General features: G+C 73.7%; 28 protein-coding genes. 19 read left to right on the top strand and 9 right to left on the bottom strand.

The genetic code is table 11. From position 1 onward, the window contains the following. The first annotated feature begins 170 nt into the window (after window positions 1-170). Window positions 171-1,376, top strand: coding sequence for a serine hydrolase domain-containing protein (locus ACZ4U1_RS03075; protein WP_467898911.1), 1,206 nt, complete (start codon window positions 171-173; stop codon window positions 1,374-1,376). After that, a complete protein-coding gene (locus ACZ4U1_RS03070) occupies window positions 1,373-2,983 on the top strand; it encodes an alpha/beta hydrolase (RefSeq protein ID WP_467898909.1) in 1,611 nt (536 codons plus the stop codon). Before ACZ4U1_RS03075 ends, ACZ4U1_RS03070 begins: the two co-directional genes overlap by 4 nt. On the opposite strand, the gene ACZ4U1_RS03065 is transcribed toward ACZ4U1_RS03070, so the two are convergent. Continuing rightward, a complete protein-coding gene (locus tag ACZ4U1_RS03065; RefSeq protein ID WP_467898908.1) occupies window positions 2,976-4,973 on the bottom strand; it encodes a glycosyltransferase in 1,998 nt (665 codons plus the stop codon). The genes ACZ4U1_RS03070 and ACZ4U1_RS03065 overlap by 8 nt on opposite strands. A 156-nt stretch (window positions 4,974-5,129) precedes the next feature. On the opposite strand from ACZ4U1_RS03065, the gene ACZ4U1_RS03060 reads away from it, so the two are divergent. Further along, on the top strand, window positions 5,130-5,375 hold the full coding sequence (locus tag ACZ4U1_RS03060; protein WP_467898906.1) for a hypothetical protein: 246 nt from the start codon (window positions 5,130-5,132) through the stop codon (window positions 5,373-5,375). A gap of 34 nt (window positions 5,376-5,409) precedes the next feature. Here the strand turns inward: ACZ4U1_RS03060 and ACZ4U1_RS03055 are convergent, their stop codons facing one another. The 3 genes from ACZ4U1_RS03055 to ACZ4U1_RS03045 form a co-directional block, all read right to left on the bottom strand. Next, window positions 5,410-9,729 carry an nSTAND1 domain-containing NTPase gene (locus ACZ4U1_RS03055; RefSeq protein ID WP_467898904.1) on the bottom strand — a complete coding sequence of 1,440 codons (4,320 nt, stop codon included), beginning with the start codon at window positions 9,727-9,729 and terminating at the stop codon, window positions 5,410-5,412. Next, on the bottom strand, window positions 9,716-10,150 hold the full coding sequence (locus ACZ4U1_RS03050) for a CU044_2847 family protein (protein ID WP_467898902.1): 435 nt from the start codon (window positions 10,148-10,150) through the stop codon (window positions 9,716-9,718). The genes ACZ4U1_RS03055 and ACZ4U1_RS03050 overlap by 14 nt, the downstream gene beginning before the upstream one ends. A 192-nt stretch (window positions 10,151-10,342) precedes the next feature. Next, window positions 10,343-11,083: a class I SAM-dependent methyltransferase gene (locus tag ACZ4U1_RS03045; protein ID WP_467898900.1), complete on the bottom strand. Its 741-nt coding sequence runs from the start codon at window positions 11,081-11,083 to the stop codon at window positions 10,343-10,345. Between the two features lie 317 nt (window positions 11,084-11,400). Here ACZ4U1_RS03045 and ACZ4U1_RS03040 point away from each other — a divergent pair, with 317 nt between their 5' ends. From ACZ4U1_RS03040 to ACZ4U1_RS03030, 3 genes are all read left to right on the top strand, one after another. Continuing rightward, window positions 11,401-11,961: a DoxX family membrane protein gene (locus ACZ4U1_RS03040; protein ID WP_467898898.1), complete on the top strand. Its 561-nt coding sequence runs from the start codon at window positions 11,401-11,403 to the stop codon at window positions 11,959-11,961. Window positions 11,962-12,097: 136 nt separating this feature from the next. Then, window positions 12,098-13,054 carry a DUF4331 family protein gene (locus ACZ4U1_RS03035; RefSeq protein ID WP_467898896.1) on the top strand — a complete coding sequence of 319 codons (957 nt, stop codon included), beginning with the start codon at window positions 12,098-12,100 and terminating at the stop codon, window positions 13,052-13,054. A 475-nt stretch (window positions 13,055-13,529) separates the two neighbouring features. Continuing rightward, window positions 13,530-15,182, top strand: a complete 1,653-nt coding sequence (locus tag ACZ4U1_RS03030; protein ID WP_467898895.1) for a phosphodiester glycosidase family protein — start codon at window positions 13,530-13,532, stop codon at window positions 15,180-15,182. Window positions 15,183-15,279: 97 nt separating this feature from the next. Here the strand turns inward: ACZ4U1_RS03030 and ACZ4U1_RS03025 are convergent, their stop codons facing one another. Then, window positions 15,280-15,684, bottom strand: coding sequence for a hypothetical protein (locus tag ACZ4U1_RS03025; RefSeq protein ID WP_467898893.1), 405 nt, complete (start codon window positions 15,682-15,684; stop codon window positions 15,280-15,282). A gap of 515 nt (window positions 15,685-16,199) precedes the next feature. On the opposite strand from ACZ4U1_RS03025, the gene ACZ4U1_RS03020 reads away from it, so the two are divergent. From ACZ4U1_RS03020 to ACZ4U1_RS03005, 4 genes are all read left to right on the top strand, one after another. Beyond that, window positions 16,200-16,385 (top strand): hypothetical protein, encoded by a 186-nt coding sequence (locus ACZ4U1_RS03020; RefSeq protein ID WP_467898891.1) that lies wholly within the window; start codon window positions 16,200-16,202, stop codon window positions 16,383-16,385. Window positions 16,386-16,527: 142 nt separating this feature from the next. Further along, window positions 16,528-17,514 carry an aldo/keto reductase gene (locus ACZ4U1_RS03015; protein ID WP_467898889.1) on the top strand — a complete coding sequence of 329 codons (987 nt, stop codon included), beginning with the start codon at window positions 16,528-16,530 and terminating at the stop codon, window positions 17,512-17,514. A 168-nt stretch (window positions 17,515-17,682) separates the two neighbouring features. Further along, entirely contained in the window at window positions 17,683-18,018 is a 336-nt protein-coding gene (locus ACZ4U1_RS03010; protein WP_467898888.1) for a hypothetical protein, read from the top strand. A 31-nt stretch (window positions 18,019-18,049) separates the two neighbouring features. Further along, entirely contained in the window at window positions 18,050-18,334 is a 285-nt protein-coding gene (locus ACZ4U1_RS03005) for a hypothetical protein (RefSeq protein WP_467898886.1), read from the top strand. 38 nt (window positions 18,335-18,372) lie between these two features. Here the strand turns inward: ACZ4U1_RS03005 and ACZ4U1_RS03000 are convergent, their stop codons facing one another. Further along, on the bottom strand, window positions 18,373-19,341 hold the full coding sequence (locus tag ACZ4U1_RS03000) for a nitrilase-related carbon-nitrogen hydrolase (RefSeq protein ID WP_467898884.1): 969 nt from the start codon (window positions 19,339-19,341) through the stop codon (window positions 18,373-18,375). A 50-nt stretch (window positions 19,342-19,391) separates the two neighbouring features. Between ACZ4U1_RS03000 and ACZ4U1_RS02995 the strand changes: the two genes are divergently transcribed. After that, window positions 19,392-20,336 (top strand): LysR family transcriptional regulator, encoded by a 945-nt coding sequence (locus ACZ4U1_RS02995; RefSeq protein WP_467900052.1) that lies wholly within the window; start codon window positions 19,392-19,394, stop codon window positions 20,334-20,336. A 21-nt stretch (window positions 20,337-20,357) separates the two neighbouring features. Here ACZ4U1_RS02995 and ACZ4U1_RS02990 read toward each other — a convergent pair whose 3' ends face one another. Beyond that, entirely contained in the window at window positions 20,358-20,597 is a 240-nt protein-coding gene (locus tag ACZ4U1_RS02990) for a hypothetical protein (RefSeq protein WP_467898881.1), read from the bottom strand. 92 nt (window positions 20,598-20,689) lie between these two features. On the opposite strand from ACZ4U1_RS02990, the gene ACZ4U1_RS02985 reads away from it, so the two are divergent. The 8 genes from ACZ4U1_RS02985 (at window position 20,690) to ACZ4U1_RS02950 (ending at window position 24,907) form a co-directional block, all read left to right on the top strand. Beyond that, window positions 20,690-20,971, top strand: a complete 282-nt coding sequence (locus ACZ4U1_RS02985; protein WP_467900112.1) for a hypothetical protein — start codon at window positions 20,690-20,692, stop codon at window positions 20,969-20,971. Window positions 20,972-20,981: 10 nt separating this feature from the next. Next, window positions 20,982-21,374 carry a RidA family protein gene (locus ACZ4U1_RS02980; RefSeq protein WP_467898879.1) on the top strand — a complete coding sequence of 131 codons (393 nt, stop codon included), beginning with the start codon at window positions 20,982-20,984 and terminating at the stop codon, window positions 21,372-21,374. Window positions 21,375-21,473: 99 nt separating this feature from the next. After that, window positions 21,474-22,034, top strand: coding sequence for a quercetin 2,3-dioxygenase (locus ACZ4U1_RS02975; RefSeq protein WP_467898877.1), 561 nt, complete (start codon window positions 21,474-21,476; stop codon window positions 22,032-22,034). Window positions 22,035-22,039: 5 nt separating this feature from the next. Next, window positions 22,040-22,186 carry a DUF1427 family protein gene (locus tag ACZ4U1_RS02970; RefSeq protein WP_467898875.1) on the top strand — a complete coding sequence of 49 codons (147 nt, stop codon included), beginning with the start codon at window positions 22,040-22,042 and terminating at the stop codon, window positions 22,184-22,186. Beyond that, window positions 22,183-22,506 (top strand): XapX domain-containing protein, encoded by a 324-nt coding sequence (locus ACZ4U1_RS02965; protein ID WP_467898872.1) that lies wholly within the window; start codon window positions 22,183-22,185, stop codon window positions 22,504-22,506. Before ACZ4U1_RS02970 ends, ACZ4U1_RS02965 begins: the two co-directional genes overlap by 4 nt. After that, on the top strand, window positions 22,490-23,461 hold the full coding sequence (locus ACZ4U1_RS02960; protein ID WP_467898870.1) for an amidohydrolase family protein: 972 nt from the start codon (window positions 22,490-22,492) through the stop codon (window positions 23,459-23,461). The genes ACZ4U1_RS02965 and ACZ4U1_RS02960 overlap by 17 nt, the downstream gene beginning before the upstream one ends. A 25-nt stretch (window positions 23,462-23,486) precedes the next feature. Next, a complete protein-coding gene (locus tag ACZ4U1_RS02955) occupies window positions 23,487-24,434 on the top strand; it encodes an alpha/beta hydrolase fold domain-containing protein (RefSeq protein WP_467898867.1) in 948 nt (315 codons plus the stop codon). 29 nt (window positions 24,435-24,463) lie between these two features. After that, on the top strand, window positions 24,464-24,907 hold the full coding sequence (locus ACZ4U1_RS02950; RefSeq protein ID WP_467898865.1) for a MarR family winged helix-turn-helix transcriptional regulator: 444 nt from the start codon (window positions 24,464-24,466) through the stop codon (window positions 24,905-24,907). 6 nt (window positions 24,908-24,913) lie between these two features. On the opposite strand, the gene ACZ4U1_RS02945 is transcribed toward ACZ4U1_RS02950, so the two are convergent. Together ACZ4U1_RS02945 and ACZ4U1_RS02940 are read right to left on the bottom strand one after the other, a co-directional pair. Continuing rightward, the gene (locus tag ACZ4U1_RS02945) at window positions 24,914-25,795 is read right to left on the bottom strand and encodes a DMT family transporter (RefSeq protein WP_467900049.1); all 882 of its coding nucleotides are present in this window, start codon (window positions 25,793-25,795) and stop codon (window positions 24,914-24,916) included. 109 nt (window positions 25,796-25,904) lie between these two features. Next, window positions 25,905-26,456, bottom strand: coding sequence for a hypothetical protein (locus ACZ4U1_RS02940; RefSeq protein WP_467900046.1), 552 nt, complete (start codon window positions 26,454-26,456; stop codon window positions 25,905-25,907). Window positions 26,457-26,510 lie beyond the last annotated feature (54 nt).

The following is a 26,510-nucleotide window of genomic DNA, read 5'->3' as shown; positions in this document are numbered from 1 at the left end:
AGGTTCACCCTTGGTACTGCTGTCCGACCGTGCGGCCACACGCCGGGCGAGCGCGGCGGACGCGGACCCCGGGGGGCTCGCCTCCGGGCGCGCGCTGGGGCTGTCCCCCGCACCGATCCGCCTGCCTGCCGGAGTGAGCGCGGCCCCGGCGGTGCCTAGCGTGCTGTCGCATGGCAATCCCGTTACCGATCTCCGCATTCCGCCGGCGTACCGGCCTCACCGCCGTCGCCCTGGCCTGCCTGCTGACCGCCGCCCCGGCCGCCGCCGCGCAGCCGCCCCCGGCCGCGCCCCGCGCATGCGGCCCCGGCACGGCGCTGAGCCGGTCCGTGCACCACCTGGTGACGAAGGACCGGATCGCCGGCGCCGCGGTCCTGGTCACCGGCGCCGGCCCGGACGCCCCCTGCGCCCGCCGGACCGTGACCGACGGCGTGGCCGATCTGCGCACCGGCCGGCCCATGAACAGCACCGACCGGCTGCGCGTCGGCAGCGTCACCAAGACGTTCACCGCGACGGTCGTCCTCCAGCTCGCCGCCGAGCGGCGACTGTCCCTGGACGCGCCCGTCGAGCGCTACCTGCCGGGCCTGATCCGCGCGGGCGGTCACGACGGCCGCCGGATCACCGTACGGCAGCTCCTCCAGCACACCAGCGGGCTGCCCGACTACCTCGACGCCCCCGAATGGGAGCACCCCGAACGCGTGCGGTACCGCCACTTCGAGCCGCGCCGGCTCATCGCCCGCGCCCTGCGGCTGCCACGCCCGCAGCACACCTGGCACTACGCGACGACGAACTACCTCGTCGCCGGGCTGATCGTGCGCGCGGTCACCGGCCACAGCCCGCAGACCGAGATCACCCGCCGCGTCATTGCGCCGCTGGGCCTGCACGACACGTACTGGCCGGGCGACGAGACCCGCATCCGGGGCCCGCACTCGCACAGCTACTTCACCGCGGAGGACGGCCGCCGGACGGACGGCACCGCCTGGAACACCACCTTCGGCGGTGTCGGCGGCGCCCTGGTGTCCACGCCCGCCGACCTGACCCGGTTCGCCACCGCGCTGTTCACCGGCCGGCTGCTGCCGGCACCCCAACTCGCCGAGATGCGGCGCACCGTGACCGCCGACCCCGACCGGCTCTGGCCCGGCGCCCGCTACGGGCTCGGCCTGATCTCCTCACCCCTGTCCTGCGGCGGCAGCTGGTGGGGCCACGCCGGGACCGTGCCCGGCGGCCACCGCGCGCTGGTCGCCACCGGACCCGACGGCCGTACCGCCGCCGTCGCCCTGACCGAGGTGCCCGCCACCCTCCAGGCCGAACTGGACTTCCTCGACGTCGTGGACCAGGCCCTCTGCGAGGGCACGTCCGCCGAAAGGACACCCGCATGACCCGCCCCACCTCACCGGCCGGCGCCCGCCGCCGCTTCGCCTCCCGGGCCGCGGCAGCCGTCGCCCTGTCCCTGGCGAGCGTGCTGGCCCTGGGCGCCGCCCCCGCCTCGCCGGCCGCGGCCCGGACCGCCGCCGACCCCCTCGCCCGCTACCACCAGCAGCACCTCCGCTGGAAGAGCTGTCTGCTCGGCCCCGACGACACCACCGGCAAGGAACTCCAACAGGCCGGCGCCCAATGCGCCGACGTCACCGTGCCCTTGGACTACACCCGCCCCGAGGGCCGTACCCTCACCGTCGCCCTGTCCCGGATCCGGGCCACCGACACCGCCCACCGCGCCGGTGTGCTGCTGCTCAACAGCGGCGGCCCCGGCGGACAGACGATCGGCGATCCGCCGTGGGTGCGCAAGGCCATGAAGGACGTCGGCGCACGCTACGACGTGGTGGGCGTGGACCCCCGCTTCGTCGGCCGCAGCACCCCGCTGGACTGCCACTGGCCCACCGGCAGCATGATCCGCGGAGCCGGCACCGGCCGCGCCGGCTTCGACCGCATGACCGCCTTCTCCGCGGACCTCGCCGAGCGCTGCCGGAAACACGCCGGTGACCTGCTGCCGTACGCCGGCACCCGGAACACCGCCCGCGACATGGACGTGATCCGCGCGGCGCTGGGCGAGCGCCGGATCTCCTACCTCGGCTACTCCTACGGCAGTTACCTCGGCCAGGTCTACGCGACGATGTTCCCGCGGCACACCGACCGGGTCGTCCTGGACGGCGTACTGGCCCCCGCCCGCTACCAACCCCGGCTGCTGCGCGGCACCGAGGAGGCCAACCGGCACGCCCTGCGCGGCTGGGCCGACTGGACCGCCGCGCACGACGAGACGTACGGGCTGGGACACACCCGCGGCGCGGTGCTGAAAACGGTCGACGCGGTCCGCGCGGCCGCCGCCCGCACCCCGCTCCGCCTCGGCGGCCACCGGGTGGACGACCACGTCCTGCCCGTCCTCGTCTTCAACGGACTCTCCCAGGACAACCCCACGGCCTACGGCGACTTCGCCCAGGGCGTGCGGGACCTGCGGCGCGCCGCCGAGGGCCGCGAGGTCACCCCGTCCCCGTGGCTGGCCTCGGCACTGGACTTCCTGCTGACCGGCCAGGAATCCGCCTACGGCAGCGCGCAGACCTCCATCCTGTGCGGGGACGTGGCCGCGCCCCGCGACCCGGAGACGTACTGGCGCGACCTGCGGCGCGCCGGAACCGGTGACCCGCTGTTCGCGCCCGTCACGAACGACATCAACCCGTGCGCCTTCTGGAACCCGCCGCGCGAACGCCCGACGACGATCCGCGACGACCTGCCGGCCCTCCTCGTCAACGCCACCGGCGACCCCCGCACCACCTACCGCAGCGCGCAGACGGTACGCCGCGACTGGCCCGGCTCCCGCCTGGTCACCCTGCGCGGAGCGGACCAGCACGGGGTCTACGGCGTGTACGGCAGCGCGTGCGTGGACACCACCGTCAACACCTACCTCGCGACCGGCCGCCTGCCGGCCCGGGACGTGACCTGCACCCGCCCCGACACGGCCGGGGCCCGGGCCGTCGGTCCGACGGCTACTTGAGGCGCTGGACGAGCGCCTTCACGAGATCCGTCCTCGCGACCTTGAGGGCGAAACCGTCGGAGGAGCCGGGGAGGGGCCGGGCGTACCAGGGCAGCGCCCGGCGCCGCCACTTGGCGGGGGCCAGGTCCGCGGGGAGGGCGGGCAGGGGCAGGGTCCACGGTCCGAGCCGCAGCTCTCCCGTCCACACCCCGGCCGGGAGGGCCTCGACCGGCACGGCGACGCGGAAGGCGCCGCTGGAGGAGGTGCGGTGGGCCGGGAAGGCGACGGTGCCGCCCGCGCCGTCCTCCAGGGCGAGGACGAGGGCGCCCTCGGGGTGCTCGGCCGCGCCGAACCGGCCGCTGACGAGCAGCTGCGTGGGGGCGTCGTCGGCCCAGCGGATGTCCTCGTCGACATGCAGCAGCCGCAGCACCTTGTGCTTGTTCTCGCCGACGTCGAGCGTGAAATTCCCGTACGGCTTGGTGGTGTACAGGGTGACGGCGCGCAGGTCTTCGCCGGCGGCGACGATCCGCGTGTCGGCGGCACCGGAGACGCCGTCGGCGCGCTTGCTGCCGATCCGCACCTCCTTGGTGAGCCCCTGGGCGCCGACCGCCAGGGAGATGTCCCACAGCCCGTCGGCGAGCGGCTCGCCGTCGGCGGCGGTCGTGATGTCGACGGCCGCCTCGAACCCGGCGAGGTCGTACACGTACCGGCCCTCGTCCTGGTCCGCACCGAGGTCCGGTGTCGCGGTGTGCGTGACGGGCAGCCGGTACTCGGTCCTGCTGTCGCGTTCCCGCAGGACCAGTTCGGTGGTGACGTCGCGGGTCTCCACGCGGTGCAGGTACCCGTGCCCGGCCAGGCGGAGCACCCCGCCTGCCATCTCGGCGCGGCTGACGTGGTGGCGGATGCCGAGCTGGGCGGTGACGTCGTAACAGACGTCGGGGACCGCGCGCTCGGGGTCACGCAGGAACGGGTAGCGGGCGAGGGCACGGCCGCCGTCCACGAGGACGGGGGTGGCGACCTTCGTCCGGGCCAACTGCTCCTCGAACTCCACGAGTTCCAGCAGTTCGTCCAGCATGCGGTGGCGTACGAGGTGCAGCCGCAGCCGGGCCATGGCCGAGAGCCGCTCGTTCATCCCCTCGTGCCACAGCGGCTCGATGATCTCCGCCAGCCGGTCCAGCGTCTTGTGCTGACTCTCGCGGGGCTCGTGGACCAGGTGGTACGCCAGCAACTGCTGGACTTCCACGGTCAGATGCCGGTGCGCCAGGTGGTCGCGGCCCGGGCCGGGCGGCACGTTCTCCAGGATCAGCTCGACCATGCGGGGCAGGAAGCGCAGCCGCCGCTCGGAGCCCTTGAGCCGGCGGGTGATGTTGCCCTCGTCCTCGCGCTGCACCCAGTACAGGCAGTCGTAGTCGGCGACCACGGAGATGCCCGAGGCGTGCAGATAGGCGGCGCCGACGAACAACTGGTCCTCGCCGATGGCCAGGTCGGTGGGGAAACGCAGCCCGTGCCGCTCCAGCAGCTCCCGGCGGAACAGCTTCATCGGGTTGAGCGTCCAGTACACACGGGACGAGAACACGTCCGTGCGCGGCTGGTTGCGCTGGAACATCGACGTCGGCGCGCCACGGCCGCCGACCCCGACCATCTTGCCGAGCACGACGTCGGTGCCGTTCTCCTCGGCCATCCCCACCATGCGTTCCAGCGCCTCGGGGCCGAGGCTGTCGTCGGCGTCCAGGAAGAACACGAACGTGCCGGTGGCGTGGTCGAGTCCGGCGTTGCGCGGGGCCGACGGGCCGCCCGAGTTCTCCTGCCGGAAGACGCGCAGCATACCGGGGTAGAGGTCCTTGAGACGGTCCAGCTCGGCGGCCGTACCGTCCGTCGAACCGTCGTCCACGACGATGACCTCGAGGCGGTCACGGCCGATGCTCTGCTCGGCGACGGAGGTGATGCACTGGGTCAGGTACGGCATCGCGTTGTACGCGGCTATGACGACCGAGACGGTGGCACCGGGCATGAATGTGCACTCCCATTACCGGGCGGTCCCGGGACGGTTTCGAGTTTTCTGTGAACTTACCATGGGTGAAAGGTGTCGGCATGGCGGGTGATCCGTGAAGCGCTCCTTCGGGCCGGGCACCGGCAGCCCGCCCGCCGCGGGGATAAGGTCGGCGTCGTGAGCGGGAAACGAAGGCGCGCGCGGCGGGTGGCGGACGCGGAGACGGCGACCGCCGCCGCGGCGTTCCTGGAAGGCCAGGAGATCACGCGGACACAGTGCGTGCAGTGCTATTCGGAGATCGCCGGCGTCAACGGCCGCTACGCCTGCGGGAACTGCGGGTGGGTCAACCCGTGGACGGAGGGGCACAAGCCGCTGCCGACGGCGGAGGACGATGTGCAGGCGCGGGAGTGTGCCCAGGGCTGACCGCCGGGAGTACCGGGGACGCGGTCGTCCTCCGTCACGTCCGGCAGGGGCGGCCGGTGTGCGCGCCGGCCGGCAGCCGTTCGCGTTCGGCCGTCGTGTAGGGGCGGTCGGCCCCCTGGCAGAGGTCGCGCCACCAGGTGTCGGGGTCGATGTCCAGGCTCTGGAGCTGACCGCCGGTGGTCAGCCGGAGGCGGCTGCCGGAGGCGACCGCGGCGAACCGGTACGCGCCCACGGTGATCGGGCCCTCCCCGAGCGCGCCGCCGTCCGAGACACGGTGCAGCCGTACGCCCCGGTCGTAGGTCATCGAGACGAAGGTGTGGTCGCCGACGAAGGCGAGTGTGTGCGACCCGGTGGGGTAGGGCACCACGCCACCGGTCCGGCGGCCGGTCGCCGCGTCCCAGAAACGCAGCTTGCTGTCGCTGTGGCCCACGGCCACCAGGCTGCCGTCCGGACTGAAGAGCACTCTGGGCTGCCCCGGGTCCAGGACTCCGGCCACGCCGGTCGGCGACGTCCAGGTGGAGACCCGGTTGTTCTTCACCAGGTCCCAGATCGTCAGTTGTCCCACGGCGTGGCCGGATCTGGTGACGATGAGGGCCTGGTCGGGGTGGCCGGGGCGGGGGAGGAGCAGGCCGGGCGGGGCGAAGGCCGGGGGCGGGCTGGGCTCGGGCGGTGCCACCCGCAGCGGAGCGGAGACGACCTGTCCGGTCACCGGGTCGACCCGGAGTACGTCGTTGGTGGTCAGCAGTACGGCCAGTGCTCCGTCGCCCAACTGGGCCACGGACTCGATGCTGGACTCCCGGGCCGTTCCGCGAAGGTGCCGGGCGAGATCGACCTCACGGCGGCTGGCGAGGTCGTCGGCCGCGTACAGCGACAGCGTGAGCGTGTGGGCGTCCCAGACGGCCACCGAGTCCCGGCCCTCCGAACTCACCCAGAGCGGCACCCATACGCGGTTGGCCGCGATACCCGGCAGCGCCACGCTGCGGGTCGGGAACCCCGCGCTGCTCAGGTACAGCCGGCCCTCCTCCACGGTCGCGAACCGGTCGTGGTGCGGATCGAGCGCCATGGACTGTTCGCCGGAGGGGTCGAACGGCAGCGGCTCGACGTCCTGGTGCAGACGCAGCCGTACCAGCCGGTCACCGACCGCCGCCACCGCCCAGGGGCGGCCGGCCGATGCGCGGGGCCAGATCGCCAGCCGCACGTCCTCGTCCGAGGTGCCGTCGGTGGGCACCACCGCCGTCCACGTGTCGCCTCCGAGGACATCCACAGCGGAGACGATGCCGTACTCCGGTCCGTCGTCGCTGGGTTCCGCCGATCGGAAGTACGTGCGGTAGCGAGTCGTCGCGTCGAGACCGGAGAAACGGCTCGGCGTCACCCGGGCCGCCTTGCCACCGTCCACGCGCAGGAACCTCGTGTCCGAGCCGAGCCGGGTCTCGGCCAGGGAGAGAACCTTGCCCCGGGCCATGAAACCGTTGGTGGCATCGACATCCGTGGCCAGCCGCCGCAGTTCCTTCCCCTGCGCCAGGGAGAAGACACCCGCCGACGACAGGTAGCGGCCGGCGGTCGGACCACGGACCCACTGAAGGGTCACGCGGTCGGTCCCGTCCGCGAACGCGGCTCCGTCCACCACCCGGCCCGCGGTCACCCGCCCGGCTCCCCGGACCGGGGCCGCCGAGCGCACCGTCCAGACATCGAGAGCGGCCCGCTGGTCGGTGCCGCCGCCGGCGCGCCGCTTGCCGTAGGAGTGCAGGCGCAGCAGGCGGGAGGAGTCGTCGGAGAAGTCCAGCGAGGGCGCGTAGGCGTCCTCCGGCCCCGGTCGCGCCCCGGTGAGCAGCCGTGGCTCGGGATCCTTTCCGACCTCCCAGAGCCGGACCGAACCGTCCGCCGACGCGACGGCGTACCAGCGCCCGTCGTCGCTGACCGTGTCCCGCGTGTCCTGCCCGGGCACCCCCTGGAGGCGGTGCATCCGGGGGTGGTCCGAAGCGGCGTCCACGACGACGGTGACCGTCCTGCTCTCCGGCGCGGAGGTCACCGCGAGCACATCGGTCCGCGACGCGGCGGTCACGCGGTTGATGCTCCCCGGCCACAGCCCCGCGTGCACCCGCTCCGCGTCCCGCATCCGCAGGTACTGCCGGAACAGCTGGGCGTGGGCCTTGTCCGTGCGGGCCGTCGCCCACGCGCCCATCGCCATCTGGACGGACATCCCGAAGTCGGTCGCCGACCGCGCCTGCGCGAGGTCGGCCAGCTGCTCGGAGGCCGCCGTGCGCAGCTGCGTGGCTATCCGGTCGCGGCTGCGGCTCGCGTCCCAGGCCAGCCAGCCCGCCATCAGCGTGAGGACGGTGACGGCGGCCGCGAACCCGCGCAGCACGTACGCGCCGCGTCGGGCGTGGCGCCGGCCCGCGGTCAGGTAGGCCCGCTGGAGGTCGGTGATGTCCCGGTCGCGTTCCGGCTCCCACCGGTCCGCGGCGGTGAGCAGTTTCCCGGGGACCGGTACGAACGGACGGCGGCCCTCCGCGTCCCAGGCCTCGGCCTGCTCGGCGACCTGGGACTGCCAGGCGCGGAACTCCTCGCCCTCGCGCAGACAGGTGCGCAGCCACTCCCACTCGCGCAGCAGAGCCTCATGGGCCATGCGCAGGGACTCGCCCAGCGCGTCGCCCGGCGGCGGAGTGAAGACGAGCAGCTTGTGCCGTGCCAGGTGCCGGGCCAACCGCCGCTGTGCCTCGTCGAGTTCGGCCACCGGCACGGTGTCCGGCAGGAACCGGCCGAGTCCGTCCGGGCGGGCCAGGCGCTGGAAGAGACGCCGCGCGGTCTGCTCGTCGGCGACTCCCTCCGTGAGGGCCGCGTCGAGGGTGCGCTTCGCGTGCCGCGCCAACGCCCCGGACAGGCCGCCCAGTTCCTGGTAGGCGGCCAGGGTGAGTCGTCCCCCGGAGCGCCGCCGCCACAGCTCGGCCAGCGTGAACTCCAGCAACGGCAGGGTGTTGCTCTCACCGCGGATGTCCTGGGCGTCCCGGGCGTCGCGCAGCAGCAGTTCCTTCAGCCCGTCCTGGAGTCCGGCCCCGGGGATCGGGGCGAGCCGGGCCGAGATCACCTCGCTCAACGCCTCGTGGGTGAGCGGGTCCAGGGGGACGACGGCCCGGGCCCGCTCGGCGGCCGGCAGCACGGCGGACAGCACGTCCAGCGTCGCGTGCCGGGCGGACACCACCGCCCGGAGCCCCCGGCCGGGCTGGGTGCCGCCGGTCAGCTCGCGCCACCACGTCACCACCTGCCGGGCGGCGGACGGCGCGGCGGCGGCGTACTCCTCGAACTGGTCGAGGACCAGCACACCCATCCGGTCCCGGAAGACGGTCCGCAGCTCCTCCCGAAGCGCGGCGAACGCGATCTCGTCCCCGCTCAGCGCCTCCTGCACGGCCTTCAGCCGAATCCCGCCCTCCCTCTCCGGGACGGCCTCCCGCCACAGGGCCAGCAGTGCCTCGCCGAGGGTCGCGGCCGGGCCTTCCGCCTCGTACGGGGTGCGTACCACGGTGATGGCCTCGGCCGCCCCCAGCCGCGGCAGCAGCCCGGCGTGCAGCAGCGACGACTTGCCCGTGCCCGACTGCCCGGTGAGCAGGGTCAGCGGCTGATCGTGGACCGCCCGGGCGAGTGCCTCCGTCTCCGCGGCGCGCCCCAGGAACAGATGCGCGTCCTTCTCCTCGAAGCGCAGGAGTCCCTTGAACGGGCCGGGGTCGTCGGGGGCGTCCGGCGCGCGGGCGGCCAGCCGTGGGGCGGGGATCAGGTAGGCGGTGCCGTCGAGGCCGTCACAGCCCCGGGTGGCGAGCATGCCGACGACATGGCGGGCCTCGACGTCCCAGACCGGGCTGCCGCTGAATCCCGGCTCGATGGCCACGCTGCCGTGGCCGGCGTCCAGCTGGATGAGCCCCGCGCCCTGGCCGCCGCGCAGCACGCCGTGCGCGTTCACCCCCGTGTCGGTGGACTCGGGGAAGCCGTACAGGCGGGCCGCACGGCCGTAGAGCGGGGCGTCGGGGCCGGCCAGGGGGAGCGGCCCGGTCCCGGCGACCGGGAGGGCGAGCCGGAGGACCGCGATGTCGTCGTCGGGATGCCAGGCGACGACATCCGCGGCCACGCGCTCCTGGGACCGCGCGGACACCAGCGGAAAGTCCACCAGGAGCCGTTCTCCGGGGCGGCGCCGACCGTCCTCCTCGTCGGCGATCACGTGCGCGCACGTGCACACCAGGTCGCGGGCGAGCAGAAACCCGGCGCCCAGCAGCTCCCCGCGCCGGTCGAAGAGCCGGGCGAGCCCCTGCTCGAACTCGGTGCCTCCCGACGGGGCGGCGGGAGGCTGCGCCTCAGTCGCCGCCAACGGCGGGCTCCGCGTCCGGGGCCGGTTCACCGTCCGGGCCGTCCACGTCGGAGTCGTCCGCGTCGTCCGCGTCCGCCCGGCCGGTGCCGCCGGGCTGCCGCTCCCACTCCAGGGCCACCTTGAAGTGGGCCTCGGTGGCGGCGCGGGCCAGGACCACGCCGGCGTCCGCGCTGAGCTTCACCCCGAACTCCAGGCAGACCCGGTCGGGAGCCTGCGGCATGGACCGCAGCGAGGCCACAACGTCCTGTACGGCGGGCCGGACGCGGTCGACGGCCTGCCGGAGGGTGTCCGCCGCGGCGCCCGCGGTATCGCCGCGCCGCCTGCGCACGGGCTCGTACGCGTCGCCGGCCGGCGGTGCGGGACCGTCGACCTCCACGCGCAGTACCGAACCGTCGCTCGCCCGGAACTCCCTTGTCGCCATGAGTGCGCCGCCCCGTCGCTTCCCTCAGTGCGCCTGCCGTCTGCCGTGGAGGCGACCAGCCTAATGGGACGTCGTCGCGTCTGTCCCGGTGTTCCGCGAGTGCACGTCCCACGGCACCGGACGCCGTCCGTCGCACCTGTCCGAGACGTGCCTCGGTCCGCCGTCGCCAGGTGCGCAGCGTCGTCCGCCGGGTCAGGCGTGCGTCGTGAGGATCATGTACGGCGCGGTCCGGGTCTCCGCCGGCGCCTCGTGAGCGGGGCCGGCGGCCGGGAGGGTGGGCAGGTCCACGCGGGGGGAGGGGAAGCCGGCCCCGGTGAGCAGGGACCGGTACCGGTCGAGGGAGCGGTAGTACGTGGTGGTGGTCATCGTGGAGCCGTCGCGCAGCCGCAGCCGCGTGGCCACGGTGTCGCCGTCGCCGTACACGGTGTCCGGCTCGCCGTGGCGCAGGGTGGAGAAGGCCACGCCGGTCGCCGCCGGGTTGAGGTCCGCCAGGACGTACGGGGCACCGGGGCGCAGCACCCGGCGGATCTCGGCGGTGAGGCCGGCCAGCCGGTCGTCGTCCGGGTCCGTGCAGTACACCAGGCAGCACACGGCGGCATCGACGCCGGCGTCGGCGAGCCAGTCGAGGGTTCGGCCGTCGAAGAGCCGGTACGAGACGCGGGGGTGCGGCCGGTCGGCCCGGGCGATGTCCAGCATGTCCGCCGAGGGATCGAGGCCCTGGACGGTCCACGCGCCCGTCGCCGCGAGCCGCGCCGCGACCGCGCCGGTGCCGCAGCCGATGTCCAGGGCCAGCCGGCCGGGCCCCGAGCTGCCGGCGAGCCGTTCCAGCACGGCCGGGAAGATCAACGTCTCGGCCAGCCTCATGTCGCGGTCCCGGTAGGCGTCGGCCGCGGCGGTGGTGTCCCAGCCGAGGGCGTCTCCGTCGGCGATCAAGGTCGCTGCCTCCTGCACTGAAACCGGGCGCGGACGCGGGAAGCGGGGCGCTCCTGCGGCAGCCTGACACAGGACGACGCCCGGATGTCCGCGGAACGGGAAGATTCGCCCGGCCGTGCGTCCGGCGTGTGGCGTCCGGCGTGTGGCGTGTGGCGTACGCCTTGGGTTTCCGCCGCCCGGATGCAGGACCCCGCCCGCGACGGAAGGATCGGACGGAGGGCGCCCTACGACGCTGCGGGGCCCGCCGTCACCGGTTGCTCGGCACCTGCCCGAGCTGGGGGAAGCGCCCGTTCCGGCGTTCCGACCGGAGCAAGACCATGATGATGAAGCGCATCCAGAACCGTTCCGCCCGTCCGGCACAACCGTCAGCGCAACCCGGCGCCGCCGAACCCCTCGTGACCGCCGCCGACTGCGGTCTGCTGCTCCTCCGGCTGACCTTCGGTCTGATCATGGCCGCGCACGGGGCCCAGAAGGTGTTCGGCCTCTTCGGAGGTGATGGCCTGACGGCGACCGGCAAGGCCTTCGAGTCCGTGGGTTTCCGCCCGGGAAAGCTCTTCGCCGTGATCGGAGGCCTCGCCGAGCTGCTCGGTGGCCTCGGCCTGGCCCTCGGGCTGCTGACCCCGCTGGCGGCCGCCGCCCTGATCGGCGTCATGATCAACGCGATGGCCACGGTCACCGCCGCCCACGGTCTGTGGGACGCGGACGGCGGCGTGGAGTACAACCTGTGCATCGCGGCCGCAGCACTGGCCGTCGCCGCCATCGGCCCGGGCCGGCTGGCCGTCGACCGCTTCTTCCCGTGGGGCAGGGGCGGCTGGGGACCGGCTGCCGTGGCCGTCGGCCTGGGCGGCATCGGGGCCGCGATCACGCTCACTCTCTAAGCCCGGCCGTACGTGCCCGAGGGGGACCGACCCCCGCCACGCCGTGTGCACCGGCGTTGAGGCAGGGGTGTGATTCCGGGCCCGGCGGCAGACGCGCCGCCGGGCCAGGGAACGTCGCCGCCTCGATGCTGAGCGCATGTCTCACCACCTCAGCGGCCCCCACCTGCGGTCCCCGATGGACGACGCCCGGCTCGACCTCACGGATCTGTTCGCCTTCACCGTGCCCGGCGAGCGGACCGTGCTGATCATGAACGTGAACCCGGTCGCCCCGACCGGCGGAGAGGCCTTCCACCCGGACGCGGTGTACCGCATCAACGTGGACACAGACGGGGACCATCAGGCCGACGTGGCGTTCAGCTGCGTGTTCTCCCCGCCCGCCGACGGACGGCAGACCGCCACCGTCCACCGGGCCACCGGCGAGCAGGCGAGGGCCCACGAGGCCGCCGGCGAGACGATTTTCACCGACGTCCCGGTCAGCCTCGGTACCGAACCCGCGCCGGCGGAGTCCGGGCCGTACCGGTTCTTCGCCGGGCTCCGCAGCGACCCGTTCTTCGCCGATCTGGACGGCATCGTCAACAAGTTCCAGTGGACCGGCGTGGACTGGGGAGCCGACAAGAACGTCTTCGGGATCGTGCTGGAGATGCCCGACGCCGAACTCGGCACGGAGCGCGAGATCGGAGTGTGGGCACGGGTGAGCCTGCGCCAGGACGGACGGCTGAAGTCCGTCGACCGTGGCGCCCACCCCTCCCTGACCGCGTACTTCAACGCCGAGGACGTCAAGGAGGCCTACAACGCCGGCGAGCCCGCCGACGACTGGGACACCTACCGCGAACCCTGGACCGCGGTGCTCCAGCACTTCGGCGGCTACGACCGGCAGTCCGCCGAGCAGGCGCTGCGCACGGTGCTGCCGGACATCCTGCGCTTCGACCGCAGCAGGCCCGCCGCCTACCCCAACGGCCGTACCCTCACCGACGACGTCACGTCCGCCCGGCTGGCCATGCTGACCGCGGGCAAGGTGGACACCGACCACATCGGTCCCCACACCGACCTGCTCCCCGGTTTCCCCTACCTCGGCACGCCGCACGCCGGTTGACGGACCGTCCGGGCCGGCTCGGACGCCGGCCGTGTCGGGCGCGGTCCCGTACGACGTGCTGCCACGCCCGGAGCCGGCGCTCCGGCGGCCCTGTGCCGCACGCGGCGACGGCCATGACGGCGACGGAGGCCAGGGTGCGCCAGGCGCCGAGGGCGTTGCCGAGGTGGGACGGCGCACACGTTGGCACCGGCGACCAGGGCCGCCCCGTGCGCGACGTCGGTGAGGGCCCGGAAGACCGCTCGCCGGCCCCACCGCTCACCGACCAGCGTGCCGAACGGCACCCCGGCGATCAGGAACGGAAGCCGTCGGGGGAGGCGCTGTCGAGTTCACATGGCCGTTGTGATTACTTTGGTTCGCGCAGCGGTGGCCGTCACCTACGGCCGGTGAAGTGGGCCACCGGTGCCAAAGTGTGTTTCGGGCGGCTGAACGGTGTGCCGGGCCGGTCGCCCCCCGACCATTCGTGAGGTGCATGGAGATGCGTCGTACCCTCGTCCGGGTCGCCGAACGGCGCTCCGCCCGCGTCAGCACGAGGCTCGCGACGACCGTCGTGCTCGCCCTGACGGCCCCGGCCCTGCTGCCCGGTCCGGCGGAGGCGGACCCCGTCCCCACCACGGCGACCGGGCAGCGGACGACGGTGACCGAGCGGTGGACGACGCAGACCCTCGCCCCCGGAGTCACCCTCCGCATCGGTGTCATCCAGCACCCCGGCGTGCAGCATGCCTGGACGGTCACCGTGCAGGCCCCGGCCGCCACCCGGTGGACCACGAACGATCCCGACGCGCCCGTCACCTGGGCGGAGGTCTCCACCCGGGCCTGGGCCGACGACACGGCACGCAAGCTGACCCAGGCGGGTCTGGAGCCCCGCGTGGAGAGCGTGCGGTGGCCGGACTACGCCGACACACCGCACGGGTTGATGGGCTACCGGGTGCGTGTCGGCCGGTTCGCCACCCAGCAGGAGGCGAGGACCACGGCGTCGGCGGTCACCGCGGCCGGTCTGCACCCCACCGTCTCCTGGACCGGATACGACATCCAGGAACCGGCCGACCAGGAGAACGTCCATGTGGCGGTGATCGACCCGAAGACCTTCGACGGACGGGTCGAGGCCACCCACGACGGCAACGTGGCACAGCGGGAGACCACCTCCGCGGTGGCGCGGAAGCTGAACGCGCTGGTCGGCGTCAACGGCGGCTTCTTCGTGCTGTCACCGGGCGACGGCGTGCAGGGCACCATGTCCGGGATAGGCGCCTACCAGGGCGAGCTGGAGTCGATGGCGGTCGGCTCCCGCTCCGCCCTGCTCATCGAGGACGGCGGCCACCGCCTCCGGATCGCCGACCTGACCAGCACCGTCACCGTCCGCGCGGGCAAGGCGGCGTACGACGTCCAGGGCATCAACCGGGTGCCCGGCACCGTCCGGGACTGCGGCCGTCCCGGCAGCACGCCCAGCGAACTGCCCTGGCAGGACGTGACCTGCCGGCTGGCCGACGACCTGGTCCGGTTCACCGACGCCTTCCAGGCCGACCTGCCGACCGGCCCCGGAGTCCAGGTCGTGCTGGACGCCTCCGGCCGGGTCGTCTCCGTCGGCGCGCGCGGCGGTCGCGTACCCGAGGGCGGGTACGTGCTGCAGGGCATCGGCCGGGCGGCCGACTGGCTGACGGCGCACGCCGAGCCGTACGGCCGTATCAAGGTCAGTGAGGTCGTCCGCACCACCGAGGGCCGGCGCGTCGTCCTCGACGCCGACGACTCGCTCGTCAGCGCGGCCCCGACGCTGGTCGAGGACGGCCGTATCGACATCGACGCCGCCGCCGAAGGCGTGGTCGACCCCGAATACACCTCCTTCGGATACGCCTGGGCCAACGTCCGTCAGCCGCGCACCCTGGCGGGCGTCGACAAGCGGGGCCGGCTGATCCTCGCGACGGTGGACGGCCGGCTGAAGAACGGCAGCGAGGGCTTCACCCTCCACGAGGCCGCCGCGTTCATGAGGTCGCTCGGTGCCGTCCAGGCGATGAACCTCGACGGCGGCGGCTCCACCGCGATGGCCGTCAACGGCACACTCGTCAACCACCCGTCCGACGCCGCCGGCGAACGCGCGGTCGGAGACACCGTCCAGGTCCTGCCCGCGGACCACTGACGACCGCCTGCTCCCACCCCCCTCCTCCTCGGGAATCGTGCCCCCGGTCACCACAGGCCGCGGCCTCGCGGCCCGCTCCGGCGAACCTGGCGAAGAACTACGGGGTGAGCGGTGCGGGGCGGGGGGCCTGGGTCTGGGTGCCGGGGGCGCAGATGGCCACGGCCCAGAACTCGATGGTGTTCGTGGAGCTGGTGTTCCGGGCCACCGCGTGCCACCCGTCCGTGGTGGGCGAGTTCGTTCGCACCATGAGGTTGATGATGCCTCCGTCGAAGGCGTTGTAGCCGCCGCCCGTGGGCACCTGTCCGGGCGGGCAGAAGGCTTCGGAGCTGCCGGTCTGCCCGGGTGGGATCACGACATGTCTGCCGTCGGCCCACGTGTAGTCCTCGGCCCGTGGGGCTGTCCTCTGCCCGCCCGGCTGATCGGCTGCGCCCTGGGCGGAGGCCGTTCCACCAGAGACGAGCACCGCGGCGGTGACCAGGGCGGGGAGCACGAACTTCTTCATCGGGGACCCTTCCTCTCGTACGAGGGATGACAACCCCGATATGCCCCCTGTACGAACGGGGCTTTCTCCCCCTCACACGTCCGGAGCAGGCCCCGGGCGAGTCGGTCACCTGGTCGTCCTGGCCCAGCCCTTCTCCAGGGCTTCGTCGTCGGCGGCGCCCGCCAGGATGGCGTCCAGCGGTCCCGGGTAGCGCGCGTCGAGGTCGGCGCGCCGCAGGGACAGCAGGTTCTCCCGGCCGAGGGGTGCTGCCCGATGACGCCGCTCCCGCGCAGTACGCGCCAGTGGTGCGTCATCGTCGACGTGGCGGCGGGGCCCAGGAGTTGGAGCACGCTGCCGCAGTGTGGCACTGCCCGAGATCGGCAGGGACCTGGGCTTCCCCGGCCAGACCCAGCAACTGAGGGTCAGCGCCTACGTCGTCACCGGCCGACGGCCTCGCCCCCAGCCGCGAGATCATCATCGGGGCCCGCGCCGTCCAGGGCGTCGCCGGTGCCCTGCTGCTGCCGTCCACCCTCGCATTGATCAACACCCTCTTCGCCTCCACCGCCCTCAACACGGCGCACGGCGAGTTCGTGGTGGTGCTGCTCACCGCGGCGGGCATGATCGTCGGTCTGCTCGTCATACTCCTGCTGAAGCGGCAGCCGGCTCCCACACCGGCGGCGGCCCCCGTCCCCGGCGGCGAAGAGTCCCTCGCGGCCCGCTGATCCCCGTCCCGGGCGGGGCAGGGCACCGGCGGACCGCGCGCCGCCACGCTCGCCCGGCTCCGCCCGGTGGTCTTTTGACATGGAGCGCACTCCAAGACCTAGCGTCCTGGGAAACGGACCGACCAGCTCAGGAGGCAGCAACATGACCGACGTCCCCACCCGGTATCTGGGCGAACTCGCGGTCTTCGCACAGGGACTCGGCTGCATGGGCATGAGCCACGGCTACGGTGCCGCGGACGACGCGCAGTCCATCGCCACGCTGAACCGCGCCCTCGACCTCGGCGTGACCCTGCTCGACACCTCCGACTTCTACGGCGCGGGGCACAACGAGGAACTGATCGGACGGGCCATCGCCGGGCGGCGCGACGAGGTGGTGCTGGCCACGAAGTTCGGCTTCGCCAACCGTCTGGGCGAGCCCACCCTGATCCGCGGCGACGCCGCCTACGTCCGCCAGGCCTGTGACGCCTCACTGCGCCGGCTCGGCGTCGACCACATCGACCTCTACTACCAGCACCGGGTCGATCCACAGGTCCCGATCGAGGAGACCGTCGGCGCCATGGCCGAGCTGGTGCGGGCCGGCAAGGTACGTCACCTGGGGCTGTCCGAGGCCGGCGCGCAGACCATCCGGCGGGCGCACGCGGTGCACCCGATCTCCGCGCTGCAGAGCGAGTGGTCGTTGTGGACCCGGGACCTGGAGGCGGAGATCGTTCCGGTCTGCCGTGAGCTGGGCATCGGCCTGGTCCCGTTCTCCCCGCTCGGACGCGGCTTCCTGACGGGCCGTTACCCGTCCCTCGACGCGATGGCGGAGACCGACGTGCGGCGCAGCCAGCCGAGGTTCGCCGACGGCAACCTGGAACGGAACCTGGCGGTCGTCGCGAAGCTGAACGAGCTGGCCGCCGCCAAGTCCGTCACCGCCGGCCAGCTCGCCCTGGCCTGGGTGCAGCACCGGGGCGACGACGTGGTGCCGATCCCCGGCACCCGGCGGCAGCGGTACCTGGAGGAGAACCTCAGGGCACTGGCCGTCGAGCTGACCGCCGAGGACCTCGCCGCCATCGAGGCCGCCGCCCCGCCGGAGCAGATCGCCGGCAGCCGGTACGACGCGAACAGCCTCGCCTTCGTCGACCGCTGACTCCGCTTGGGCGCGGCGGGGGAGCGGCCTGTCGACCACCGGGCCAGGCTGGGTACACGGCATACCCGGGCCTGTTCCCCAGCCGGGGAGCGGATGGGTAGACCACCACCCGTCATCGCCACCAGGGAGGCACACGCGATGCGCTCGACGCGTTGGACCAAGAGAGGCATGGCCGCAGGTCTGGCAGGGGCCGCGGCACTCTGCCTCTGGGCCCCGGCCCAGGCCGTCGCCGGCCCGGACGCCGCCCGGCCCTCGGCCACCTTCTGCGGACCGGACAAGGCCACCGGGCTGGCGGTCTGGGCCGACCCGGCGGACTCCTGTGCCACCGCCCTGCAGGTCGCGAGTGCCTACGCCAAGGCCGCGTCCGACATGGCACGCGCGCCCGTCACGGTCCGTGCCGGCGGCGGCACATGGACGTGTCAGGAGCGTCAGGGCGACCCGAACCCCTACCAGGAGTGCGTCGACACGGGCGCCAGCCGCCGTCGGGTCATCCTCACGTCCTGACCTGGCGCTTTCTCTCCCACGGAGGTCGAACATGGTGCACCCGCGCCTGCCGGCGATCGCGGTCGGTGCCGCACTGTTCCTCGCCCTCGCCCCACCGGCCCACGCCGCACCCGCCGTGAGTACCGACGACGGGTGCCGGAGGGCCGTGGCCGTCGCCGAGAAGGCCGAGCGCGACTACGAGGCCTACAAGAAGGAACTCCAGGACAGGATCGCGGACGGAGGGCATCCGGACCGCTCCGAGCTGCAGGCCCTCGCGGACGCCGAGGCCGAACGCGACAGGACGGCCACCCGGGCCCAGCGCGTCTGCGCCTCCTGACCCGGCCCCGTGCCGGTCCTGACCCGGTCCCGTGCCGGTCAGCTGCCGTGGACGGCGGTGCGGGCCGACGCGTCGACGTGGAGGGTGAAGACGTCGGGGCGCGCGTAGTGGCCGGTGGGGTCGAAGTCGAAGCGGGCGCGGGCGAGGTCGTCCAGGTCGAGTTCGGCGGTCAGGATGCCCTCCCCGTCCCGCAGCGGACCCGCGAGCACCTCGCCGAGCGGGGAGACGATGACCGAGCCGCCGCCGATCAGAACGGTGTCGGGTGCGTCGCCCTGGACGGGGTGGACGTCGGCGGGCAGGGCGTCGCGGCGCAGGTACTGGTTGGCGCTGAGGACGAAGCAGCGGCCCTCCAGGGCGATGTGCCGCATGCTGGCCTGCCAGGTGTCGCGGTCGTCCACCGTCGGGGCGCACCACAGGTCGACGCCCTTGGCGTACATCGCCGTACGGAACAACGGCATGTAGTTCTCCCAGCAGATACCGGCGCCGAGGCGGGCGGTGCCGGTGTCCACGACCGGGAGGGTGGAGCCGTCGCCCTGGCCCCACAGGTAGCGTTCGGCGGCGGTCGGCATGAGCTTGCGGTGCAGGCCCAGGTAGCCGTCGGGGCCGAAGAAGAGCGCCACGCAGTAGAGGGTGCCGCCCTGCCGTTCGACGGCGCCGACGACGGCGTGACAGCCGAGTTCCCGCGTGACGGCGGCCAGGGTGTGGACCTCGGGGCCGGGGACGTCGATGGCGGCGGCGTGGTAGCGGCGGAACAGCTCGCGGCCGGCCGGGGTCCGGCTGCCGACGGTGATGCCGAAGTCCAGGCCCTTGGGGTAGCCGCCGAGGAACGCCTCGGGGAGGACGACGACCTCGGCACCCCGGTCGCCGGCGGCCTCCCGGAGGAGTTCCCCGGCGCGGACCAGGGCGGCCCGCGTGTCGAACAGCGGGGCGGAGGCCTGGACGACGGCGGCGGTCAGGGTACGGCGGGACGCGGGGGCCGCGGTCGCGGCGGGGCTCGGGGAGGTCATGGCACCGAGGCTAGGAATCCCGTCGGTCATCGAGCAAGCTGATGCCCGTGATGATCGACATCTACGAAACCGAATTCAGGAAGGCCGACCTGAACCTGCTCGTGGTCTTCGCCGCCCTGATGCGTGAGGGCAGCGTCACCCGGGCCGCCGCCGCGCTGCACCTGAGCCAGGGCGCGGTGAGTGCCGCTCTCGGCCGGCTGCGCAGGCTCTTCGGCGACGAGCTGTTCACCCGGACCCGCACCGGTGTCGAGCCCACACCGCGCGCGGTGCAGCTGGCCCGCCGCATCGAACCGGCCCTGTCGCTCATCCAGGGGGCCGTCACCGGCCGGGACCACTTCGATCCGGCCACCGCACGGCACACGTTCACCCTGGGCATGTCCGACGACCTGGAGGCCGCGCTGCTGCCCCGGCTCCTGGCCGCCACGGCCGGGCTGCCCGGCATCCGGATCGCTGTCCGGCAGGCCAACCGCAACACCGTCGCCGACCTGCTCGACCAGGGCGAGATCGACCTCGGCATCGCCGCCGCGCCCGCGCACGGACCCGACCACCGCACCCGCGACCTCTTCACCTCGGGCTACACCTGCCTGTTCCACCCCCGCCTGCTGCCGCTGGCCACCCCGCTGAGCCTGGACGACTACCTCGCCCACCCCCACCTGCTGATCTCCTACGACGGCCGGCGCGGCATCGTGGACGACCTCCTGGACCCGCGCGGTCTGACCCGCAGGGTGATCGCCTCCACCACCCACTTCGCCGGCGCCGCCCTCCACCTCACCACCGTGCCCGCCCTGGCCACCCTCCCCACCCACGCGGCCACCGTCTACGCCACCGCCCTCGGCCTGACGGCCACCGAGCCGCCCCTGCCCATGCCCCGGTACACCGTCAGCGCGATCTGGCACGCCGGCGTGACCGACGATCCGGCCCACATCTGGCTCCGCCACCTCGTCGGCGACACCGAACCCCCCGTCCCCGGGGCACCGCCGGACACCCTGCCGTGAGGTCCGCACGGTCGTGTCCGGTCAACGCGCCGGATCCTCCTCCGTCCGCCGGACCGCCTTCTTCACGGCCTGCTCCAGATCGTGCCGCGACATGCCCGCGCGCGCCGCGTGCTCGGTCACCGCGACCTGGAACGCCTCGGTCGCCCGCCGCCAGGCCTGCCACTGGGCGTCGTACTCGTCACCGCACAGGCCGGCCAGCTTGGCGCGCTCCGCTTCAGCGGAACGCTCCAGCTTGACCAGTTCGTCCGGAATGTCTGCCATACCTGGATGCTATGCAGGGTGTCACCGAGCCGCCCGTCCACGCTCCCGCCGACCGGGCGCCTGGTGGGCATGGGATTCCTGGCCATCGGGGCGTGCTGCGGCGCCTGGGGATGCCCCTGGCCCGGATGCGGCACGTCCGCGCGCCGGAGCCGGCCGCTGCGGCCGAGCGGGTCCGCGCGTTCTGGGCCCGGGTCGAGGACGACCTCGCCGGAACCGGCGCCTCACCCGAAGCGGTCGGTCCGGCACTCACCGCGATGCTCCGGACCGGCTCGCCCCTGGCCCTCGTCCCCATCGGAGACTCCCGCGTCCACCTGCGATCAGGTAGGCGGAGCCCAACGCAGCGGCTGTTGGACGTGGCCATGCCGATCACCTAGCGTGCGGCGCATGACGGAACGACGCGCGATACTCAGGGGCTCCACCTTCGAGGAGCAGATCGGTTACGCCCGCGCCGTGGTCGACGGGGACTGGGTGCATGTCTCCGGTACCACCGGGTTCGACTACACCGCCATGACCATCTCCGACGACGTGGTGGAGCAGGCCGAGCAGTGCCTGCGCAACATCGGGGCCGCGCTGGCCGAGGCGGGGTGCGGCTTCGCCGACGTGGTCCGGGTGCGCTACCTGCTGCCGGACCGCGCGGACTTCGAACCCTGCTGGCCGGTACTGCGCCGCTGTTTCGGCGAGGTCCGGCCGGCCGCCACCATGATGGAGTGCGGCCTCGCCGACCCCCGGATGAAGATCGAGATCGAGGTCTACGCCCGCCGTCCCGCCGGGGGCTGAGCCGCGGGCTCGGCGGCGAGTCACTCACCTCCTCGGCGTTGGCCACGACCTCAATGTCAGGTAACCTGACATTACTGCGTCGGAAACCGGAGGCCCCGTATGACCATCGAGTACGCCACCCGCCACCGTGCCCGCTCCTTCATCCCGCCGGAGCCGGGCAAGCCGTACTTCATCGAGAAGGGGCTGGGCGACCGCGCGCACCTGTTCGGTGACCTCGTCACGATCTACGCGGGCGGCGAACAGACCGAGAACACCTTCAACTTCTTCACCTGCGAGGGCCCGAAGGGGGAGCTGATCCCCACCCACTCCCACGCGGACACCTACGAGGTCTTCTACATCACCCAGGGCGCCGTACGGCTGTTCGTGGAGGACCTGGCGGGGGAGCAGTACGAGAAGCTGCTCACCCCCGGGGACTTCGGCTTCGTCCCGAAGAACTGCCCGCACGCCTACCGCATGGAACGCCATCACTCACAGGTCGTCGGCGTCGCCGCCGGACCCGGCGGCACCTTCGAGCGGTTCTTCGAGACCCTCGGCACACCGGCCGAGGAACTCGGCCTGCCGGCCCAGCCCTTCGTCCCCGACCCGGACAGGTTCGTGACCGTGCCCGGACGGTACGACGTCCGTTTCCTGCCCGGCCACCAGTGGCACACCGGAAGCTGACGGCCGTGCCGTACGCCGAGGCGCTGTCGGCGGGTGTCCTGGTCGGCGTCCTGTACGCGCTGCTGCGGGTCGGGTCGCCCGCGCCGCCGCCCGTCGCGCTGTTCGGCCTGCTCGGCATGCTGCTCGGGCAGACGCTGCTGGGGACGCGGTGAGTTCGCGGGCGGGCACCGGGCGGCGAGCCGCTGCCGCCCGGTTCCTCCGCGCCGCCGGTCTCGCCTTCGCCGCGGGCGCTCTGATGGGTGCCGTCTACGGGGCACTCGGCCTGCGCTCACCCGCTCCGCCCCTGCCGGGCCTGACCGGCCTGCTGGGCATCGTCCTCGGCGAACGCGCGGTGTCGGCGGTGCGACGACGCCACCGGTTCCGCTTCCACCGGTCCGAGCTTCCCGGATCCCGCCCCCCTGGTGATCCCCTGTCTCCAGAGCCCCCTCCCGCCCCACTCCCCGAGGACCCCACCGATGACCGCACCCGCTGACCGTCCCGGACTGGTCGACGTCCACGCCCACTTCGTCACCGAGTCCTACGTCCGCCAGGCCCGGGCGGCCGGGCACGAGCGGCCCGACGGGGTGCCCGCCTGGCCGGTGTGGTCCGCCCGGGCCCATCTGGAGCTGATGGACCGCAGCGGTATCGACACCGCCGTGCTGTCGGTGTCGTCCCCGGGCGTGTCCTTCGGGGATCCGGCCGCCGCCCGGACGCTGGCGCGCGAGGTCAACGAGGACGGCGCCGGGATCGTACGGGACCACCCCGGACGGTTCGGCCTGTTCGCCTCGCTGCCGCTCCCCGACATCGACGGCGCCCTCGACGAGATCGCGTACGCCTTCGACCGGCTCCACGCCGACGGTGTCGTGCTGGAGACCCACAGCCACGGCGTCTACCTCGGCGACCCGCGCCTGGAACCCGTCTTCGCCGAGCTGAACCGGCGCCGGGCCGTGGTCTTCGTCCACCCCACCTCACCGGTGTGCTGGGAGCACTCGGCGCTCGGCCGGCCCCGCCCCATGGTGGAGTTCGTCTTCGACACCGCGCGCTCCGTCACCGACCTGCTGTTCGCCGGGACCCTCGAACGCCATCCGGACCTCAAGATCGTCGTGCCGCACTGCGGCGGGGCGCTGCCCGTGCTCGCCGACCGGATCAACGGGTTCATGCGGCTCTTCCTGCCCGGGCAGGCCGCGGCCCCGGACGCCGTCGCCCAACTGCGCAGGCTCTACTACGACACGGCAGGCCCGGCCTTCCCGCGCCAGGTGCCCGCGCTGCTCGGCCTGGCCGACCCGGCACGGCTGCTGTACGGCAGCGACTACTGCTGGACACCGGCGGAGGCGGCCGAGGCACACGCCGCGTCCTTCGACACCGCGCCCGCCCCCGTGCCGGGCACCAGCTGGCGCTCCCTGACCACCGCCAACGCCCGGACCCTGTTCCCCCGCCTCGCCCGCTGAAGGACCCATGCCCGCTGAAGGACCCATGCCCGCAGACGACGTACCGGTGAGTCCCGTCCGTGACCCGGGCTTCCCCCGGGACCTGCTCGCACCGCCGGACCCGGGGCGGCTGCCGCTGCCGTCGCCCGCTCATCCCGTCCCCGGCGTGCGGCTGCTGCGCGGCGCCGTCTACGCCGTGCCCGACGGAGCCCGGCCCCTGGAGACCGACCTGTGGCTGCCCGAGCCGGCGCGGGGACCGGTGCCGGTCGCCGTCTTCGTGCACGGCGGCGCCTGGCGCGCCGGACTCCGCGACGACCTCGGGCCACGGTTCCGGCACTGGCGGCCCGGACCGTTCGCCCGGCTGGCGCTCTCCGGAGTGGCCGTGGTCTGCCCCGACTACCGGCTCAGCGGCGAAGCCCGCCACCCGGCCCAGCTCGACGACCTGCGCGCGCTGCTGGTCTGGCTGCGCGACCGGGCCGGTGACCTCGGCGTCGACCCGGACCGGGTGGTCCTCTGGGGCGAGTCCGCCGGCGGCCACCTCGCCGCGCTCACCGCACTCACCGTGCCGCACGGCCCCGCGGGGACGGCGACTGTACGCGGCTGTGTCACCTGGTACGCGCCCACCGATCTCACCCGCCTCGCCGAGGACCAGCCACCGGGCCGTTTCGACCCGGACGACCCCGCCACCTTCGAGGCGCTGCTGCTCGGCGCGGCCCCCGCCGCCGCCCCCGGCCCGGCCCGCGACGCCAGCCCCGCCCTGCGGGTGACCCCGCAGGCACCGCCGTTCCTGGTGCTGCACGGCACCCGGGACGAGCTGGTGCCCTGCGCACAGAGCGAACGGCTCGCGGCGGCCCTGCGTGCGGCGCGGGTCCCGGTCGACCATGTGCCGGTGCCCGGCGCGAACCACCTGTGGGTGGGGCTCGCGGAGGACGAGGTCGAGCGGTGCTTCGCCAGGACGGCCGCGTTCATCGCCCGTCACTGCGCCGGAGGATAATCACCGGGTCCCCGATCTCCCGAGGAGCCATGAGTCATCGCGCCGCCAACCTGCCCCAGCTGCTGTCCGAGGCCCGCCGCTGGTTCGAGGACGCCCTGTTCGCCAGCATGGAGGCGGCGGGCGAGCAGCCCGTGACGACGGCGCAGGCCTCCGTCTTCGCGATGCTCGACGCCGAGGGCACCACCGTCTCCGAACTGGCCCGGCGGTCCGGCGTCACCCGGCAGACCGCCCATCAGGCGGTGCACGGACTGATCGGCATGGGGCTGCTGGAGCAGGTGCCCGACCCGGAGTCCGCCCGTCGGCGCCTGATCCGTACCACCGCAGAGGGGCAGCGGGTGCACGAGCGGGCGCAGGCCACGATCAAGGTGATCGAGTCGGTCCTGGTGGAGCGCATCGGGCCGGGCCCGGCTCGCGCCCTGCGGGACGCGCTGACCTCCGACTGGGGAGCGCCGCCGCTCGTCGCCGCTCCATGAGAGGCCTCACGTCGCGTGCTGCCGCTCCTCCGCCGGAACGGGCAGTACGACGATGCGCTGGACGGCCCGGCTCAGGACCAGCACGCCCCCGATGATCAGCAGGGCACCGCAGGCCTCCGGCACGAGCCACCAGCCGGTGCGGATCCGCTCGTCGAAGAGGGTGATCCCCAGGGCCAGGCTCACCACCGCGTCGCCGATGGTCAGCGCGGGCTGCGCCGCGGCCAGCGGACCGGCCTGGAGGGCGTTCTCCAGCAGGAGCACGGCACAGACGCCGGCGAGCGCGAAGCCGTACGTCTGCCAGGACCGCAGGAACGCCGTGAAGCCCTCGCCGGAGAACGTGCCGCTGGCCGACTTCAGCAGGGCGGCGGTCAGGGCGTTGCCCGTCGCGGAGGCGGCGGCCAGGAGCGCGGCACGCCGGGCGGGGGGACGTCCCCGGCCCGCCAGGAGAACGGCCGCGGCCATCACGCCGGCACACAGGCACACGGCCGGGACCCACCGGTCGAGCGGCGCCTGATCGGTCGCGCCGTGCGGGGCCGCCGCGACGAGCAGCACGGCGAGGCCCGCCACACAGCCGCCGACACCCCACCAGCCCGAGCGGGGCAGCCGCCGGTGCATCAGCGGTGCGGCGACGAGCAGCGCGAACGGCAGCTCCAGGATGAACAGCGGCTGGACCAGCGCGAGCGGGCCGTTGACCAGGGCCAGGCTCTGGAACAGCGCGGCGCAGACCACGCCGGCCATGCCGATCATCCAGAACGGCCGGCGCACCAGCTCCGCGAGGAGCCGGAGCCCGCCGCTGCTGCTGACCGAGGCCGCCTTGCGCTGGAACGCGGTGCCCACGGCGTTGCTCGCCGCTCCCGCGACGGCGAACGCCGCGGCCAGTTCGATCACCACCATCTCCCGTCCGCCGGCGGACCTCCGGGAGGAGGATCGGGTCACTTCAGCCTACGAAAGGCCCCGCCGCGCCGCTCCGCTCCGGCCGCCGGGCCCGGACAGGGGGTCACGCGGCGTTCCGGCCGGCCGGGTGAAGGGCCGCCTCCGCCTGGTGCACGCGCCACTCCTCCACCGTCTCCTGCTGATGTTCGGCCCGGTCGAGGAGCGTGTCGAGCAGTGCGGTGTCCAGGCGTTCGTCGGTCGCGGCGAGCCGGCGCAGGGTGGTCCAGGCGGCCGCCTTGCCCTCCACACCGAGCCGCAGCGCCTCCAGTTCCAGTACGGCGCTGAGCGGAGAGCGCCGCACGAGGCGGCCGTTGCCCTTCAGGCGGGCCGCCTTCTCGGCCGTCCAGCCCGCCCAGACCTTGTAGTGGCGCACGGGGACGTCCAGGTCCCGCATGATGTCCAGCAGCGTCGCCCGGTCCTCGTTGATCTCGACGGCGACGGCATCGAGGGCCCGGCCGAGCGCGGAACCGCGACAGGCGCGGGCCAGATGGCCGACCCGCTGGGCGCCCGCGGTGGCGCCGGCCAGGTGGTCGTTGAGATAGACACCGAGCAGCTTCATGTCTGTGCCGCCGGTGGACTCGCGCCCGGGCGCACCGGAGCGTACCGGTCCGTTCATGGCAGGCCTCCTTCGTGGCTTCCTCGGCAAGGGACGGGGGCGCCCACGGCGTCC

It is taken from the genome of Streptomyces sp. NPDC028928, from assembly GCF_055564915.1.
Note: the sequence above shows the minus strand (reverse complement) of the source record. Positions and strands in the feature narration are given on the sequence as shown.

Coding starts and splice junctions, on each gene's coding strand:
- ACZ4U1_RS03075 (WP_467898911.1), top strand. CDS start 171: ATGGCAATCCCGTTACCGATCTCCGCATTCCGCCGGCGTACCGGCCTC.
- ACZ4U1_RS03070 (WP_467898909.1), top strand. CDS start 1,373: ATGACCCGCCCCACCTCACCGGCCGGCGCCCGCCGCCGCTTCGCCTCC.
- ACZ4U1_RS03065 (WP_467898908.1), bottom strand. CDS start 4,973: ATGCCCGGTGCCACCGTCTCGGTCGTCATAGCCGCGTACAACGCGATG.
- ACZ4U1_RS03050 (WP_467898902.1), bottom strand. CDS start 10,150: ATGGCGACAAGGGAGTTCCGGGCGAGCGACGGTTCGGTACTGCGCGTG.
- ACZ4U1_RS03040 (WP_467898898.1), top strand. CDS start 11,401: ATGATGATGAAGCGCATCCAGAACCGTTCCGCCCGTCCGGCACAACCG.
- ACZ4U1_RS03035 (WP_467898896.1), top strand. CDS start 12,098: ATGTCTCACCACCTCAGCGGCCCCCACCTGCGGTCCCCGATGGACGAC.
- ACZ4U1_RS03030 (WP_467898895.1), top strand. CDS start 13,530: ATGCGTCGTACCCTCGTCCGGGTCGCCGAACGGCGCTCCGCCCGCGTC.
- ACZ4U1_RS03025 (WP_467898893.1), bottom strand. CDS start 15,684: ATGAAGAAGTTCGTGCTCCCCGCCCTGGTCACCGCCGCGGTGCTCGTC.
- ACZ4U1_RS03015 (WP_467898889.1), top strand. CDS start 16,528: ATGACCGACGTCCCCACCCGGTATCTGGGCGAACTCGCGGTCTTCGCA.
- ACZ4U1_RS03010 (WP_467898888.1), top strand. CDS start 17,683: ATGGCCGCAGGTCTGGCAGGGGCCGCGGCACTCTGCCTCTGGGCCCCG.
- ACZ4U1_RS03005 (WP_467898886.1), top strand. CDS start 18,050: ATGGTGCACCCGCGCCTGCCGGCGATCGCGGTCGGTGCCGCACTGTTC.
- ACZ4U1_RS03000 (WP_467898884.1), bottom strand. CDS start 19,341: ATGACCTCCCCGAGCCCCGCCGCGACCGCGGCCCCCGCGTCCCGCCGT.
- ACZ4U1_RS02995 (WP_467900052.1), top strand. CDS start 19,392: ATGATCGACATCTACGAAACCGAATTCAGGAAGGCCGACCTGAACCTG.
- ACZ4U1_RS02990 (WP_467898881.1), bottom strand. CDS start 20,597: ATGGCAGACATTCCGGACGAACTGGTCAAGCTGGAGCGTTCCGCTGAA.
- ACZ4U1_RS02980 (WP_467898879.1), top strand. CDS start 20,982: ATGACGGAACGACGCGCGATACTCAGGGGCTCCACCTTCGAGGAGCAG.
- ACZ4U1_RS02975 (WP_467898877.1), top strand. CDS start 21,474: ATGACCATCGAGTACGCCACCCGCCACCGTGCCCGCTCCTTCATCCCG.
- ACZ4U1_RS02960 (WP_467898870.1), top strand. CDS start 22,490: ATGACCGCACCCGCTGACCGTCCCGGACTGGTCGACGTCCACGCCCAC.
- ACZ4U1_RS02955 (WP_467898867.1), top strand. CDS start 23,487: ATGCCCGCAGACGACGTACCGGTGAGTCCCGTCCGTGACCCGGGCTTC.
- ACZ4U1_RS02950 (WP_467898865.1), top strand. CDS start 24,464: ATGAGTCATCGCGCCGCCAACCTGCCCCAGCTGCTGTCCGAGGCCCGC.
- ACZ4U1_RS02940 (WP_467900046.1), bottom strand. CDS start 26,456: ATGAACGGACCGGTACGCTCCGGTGCGCCCGGGCGCGAGTCCACCGGC.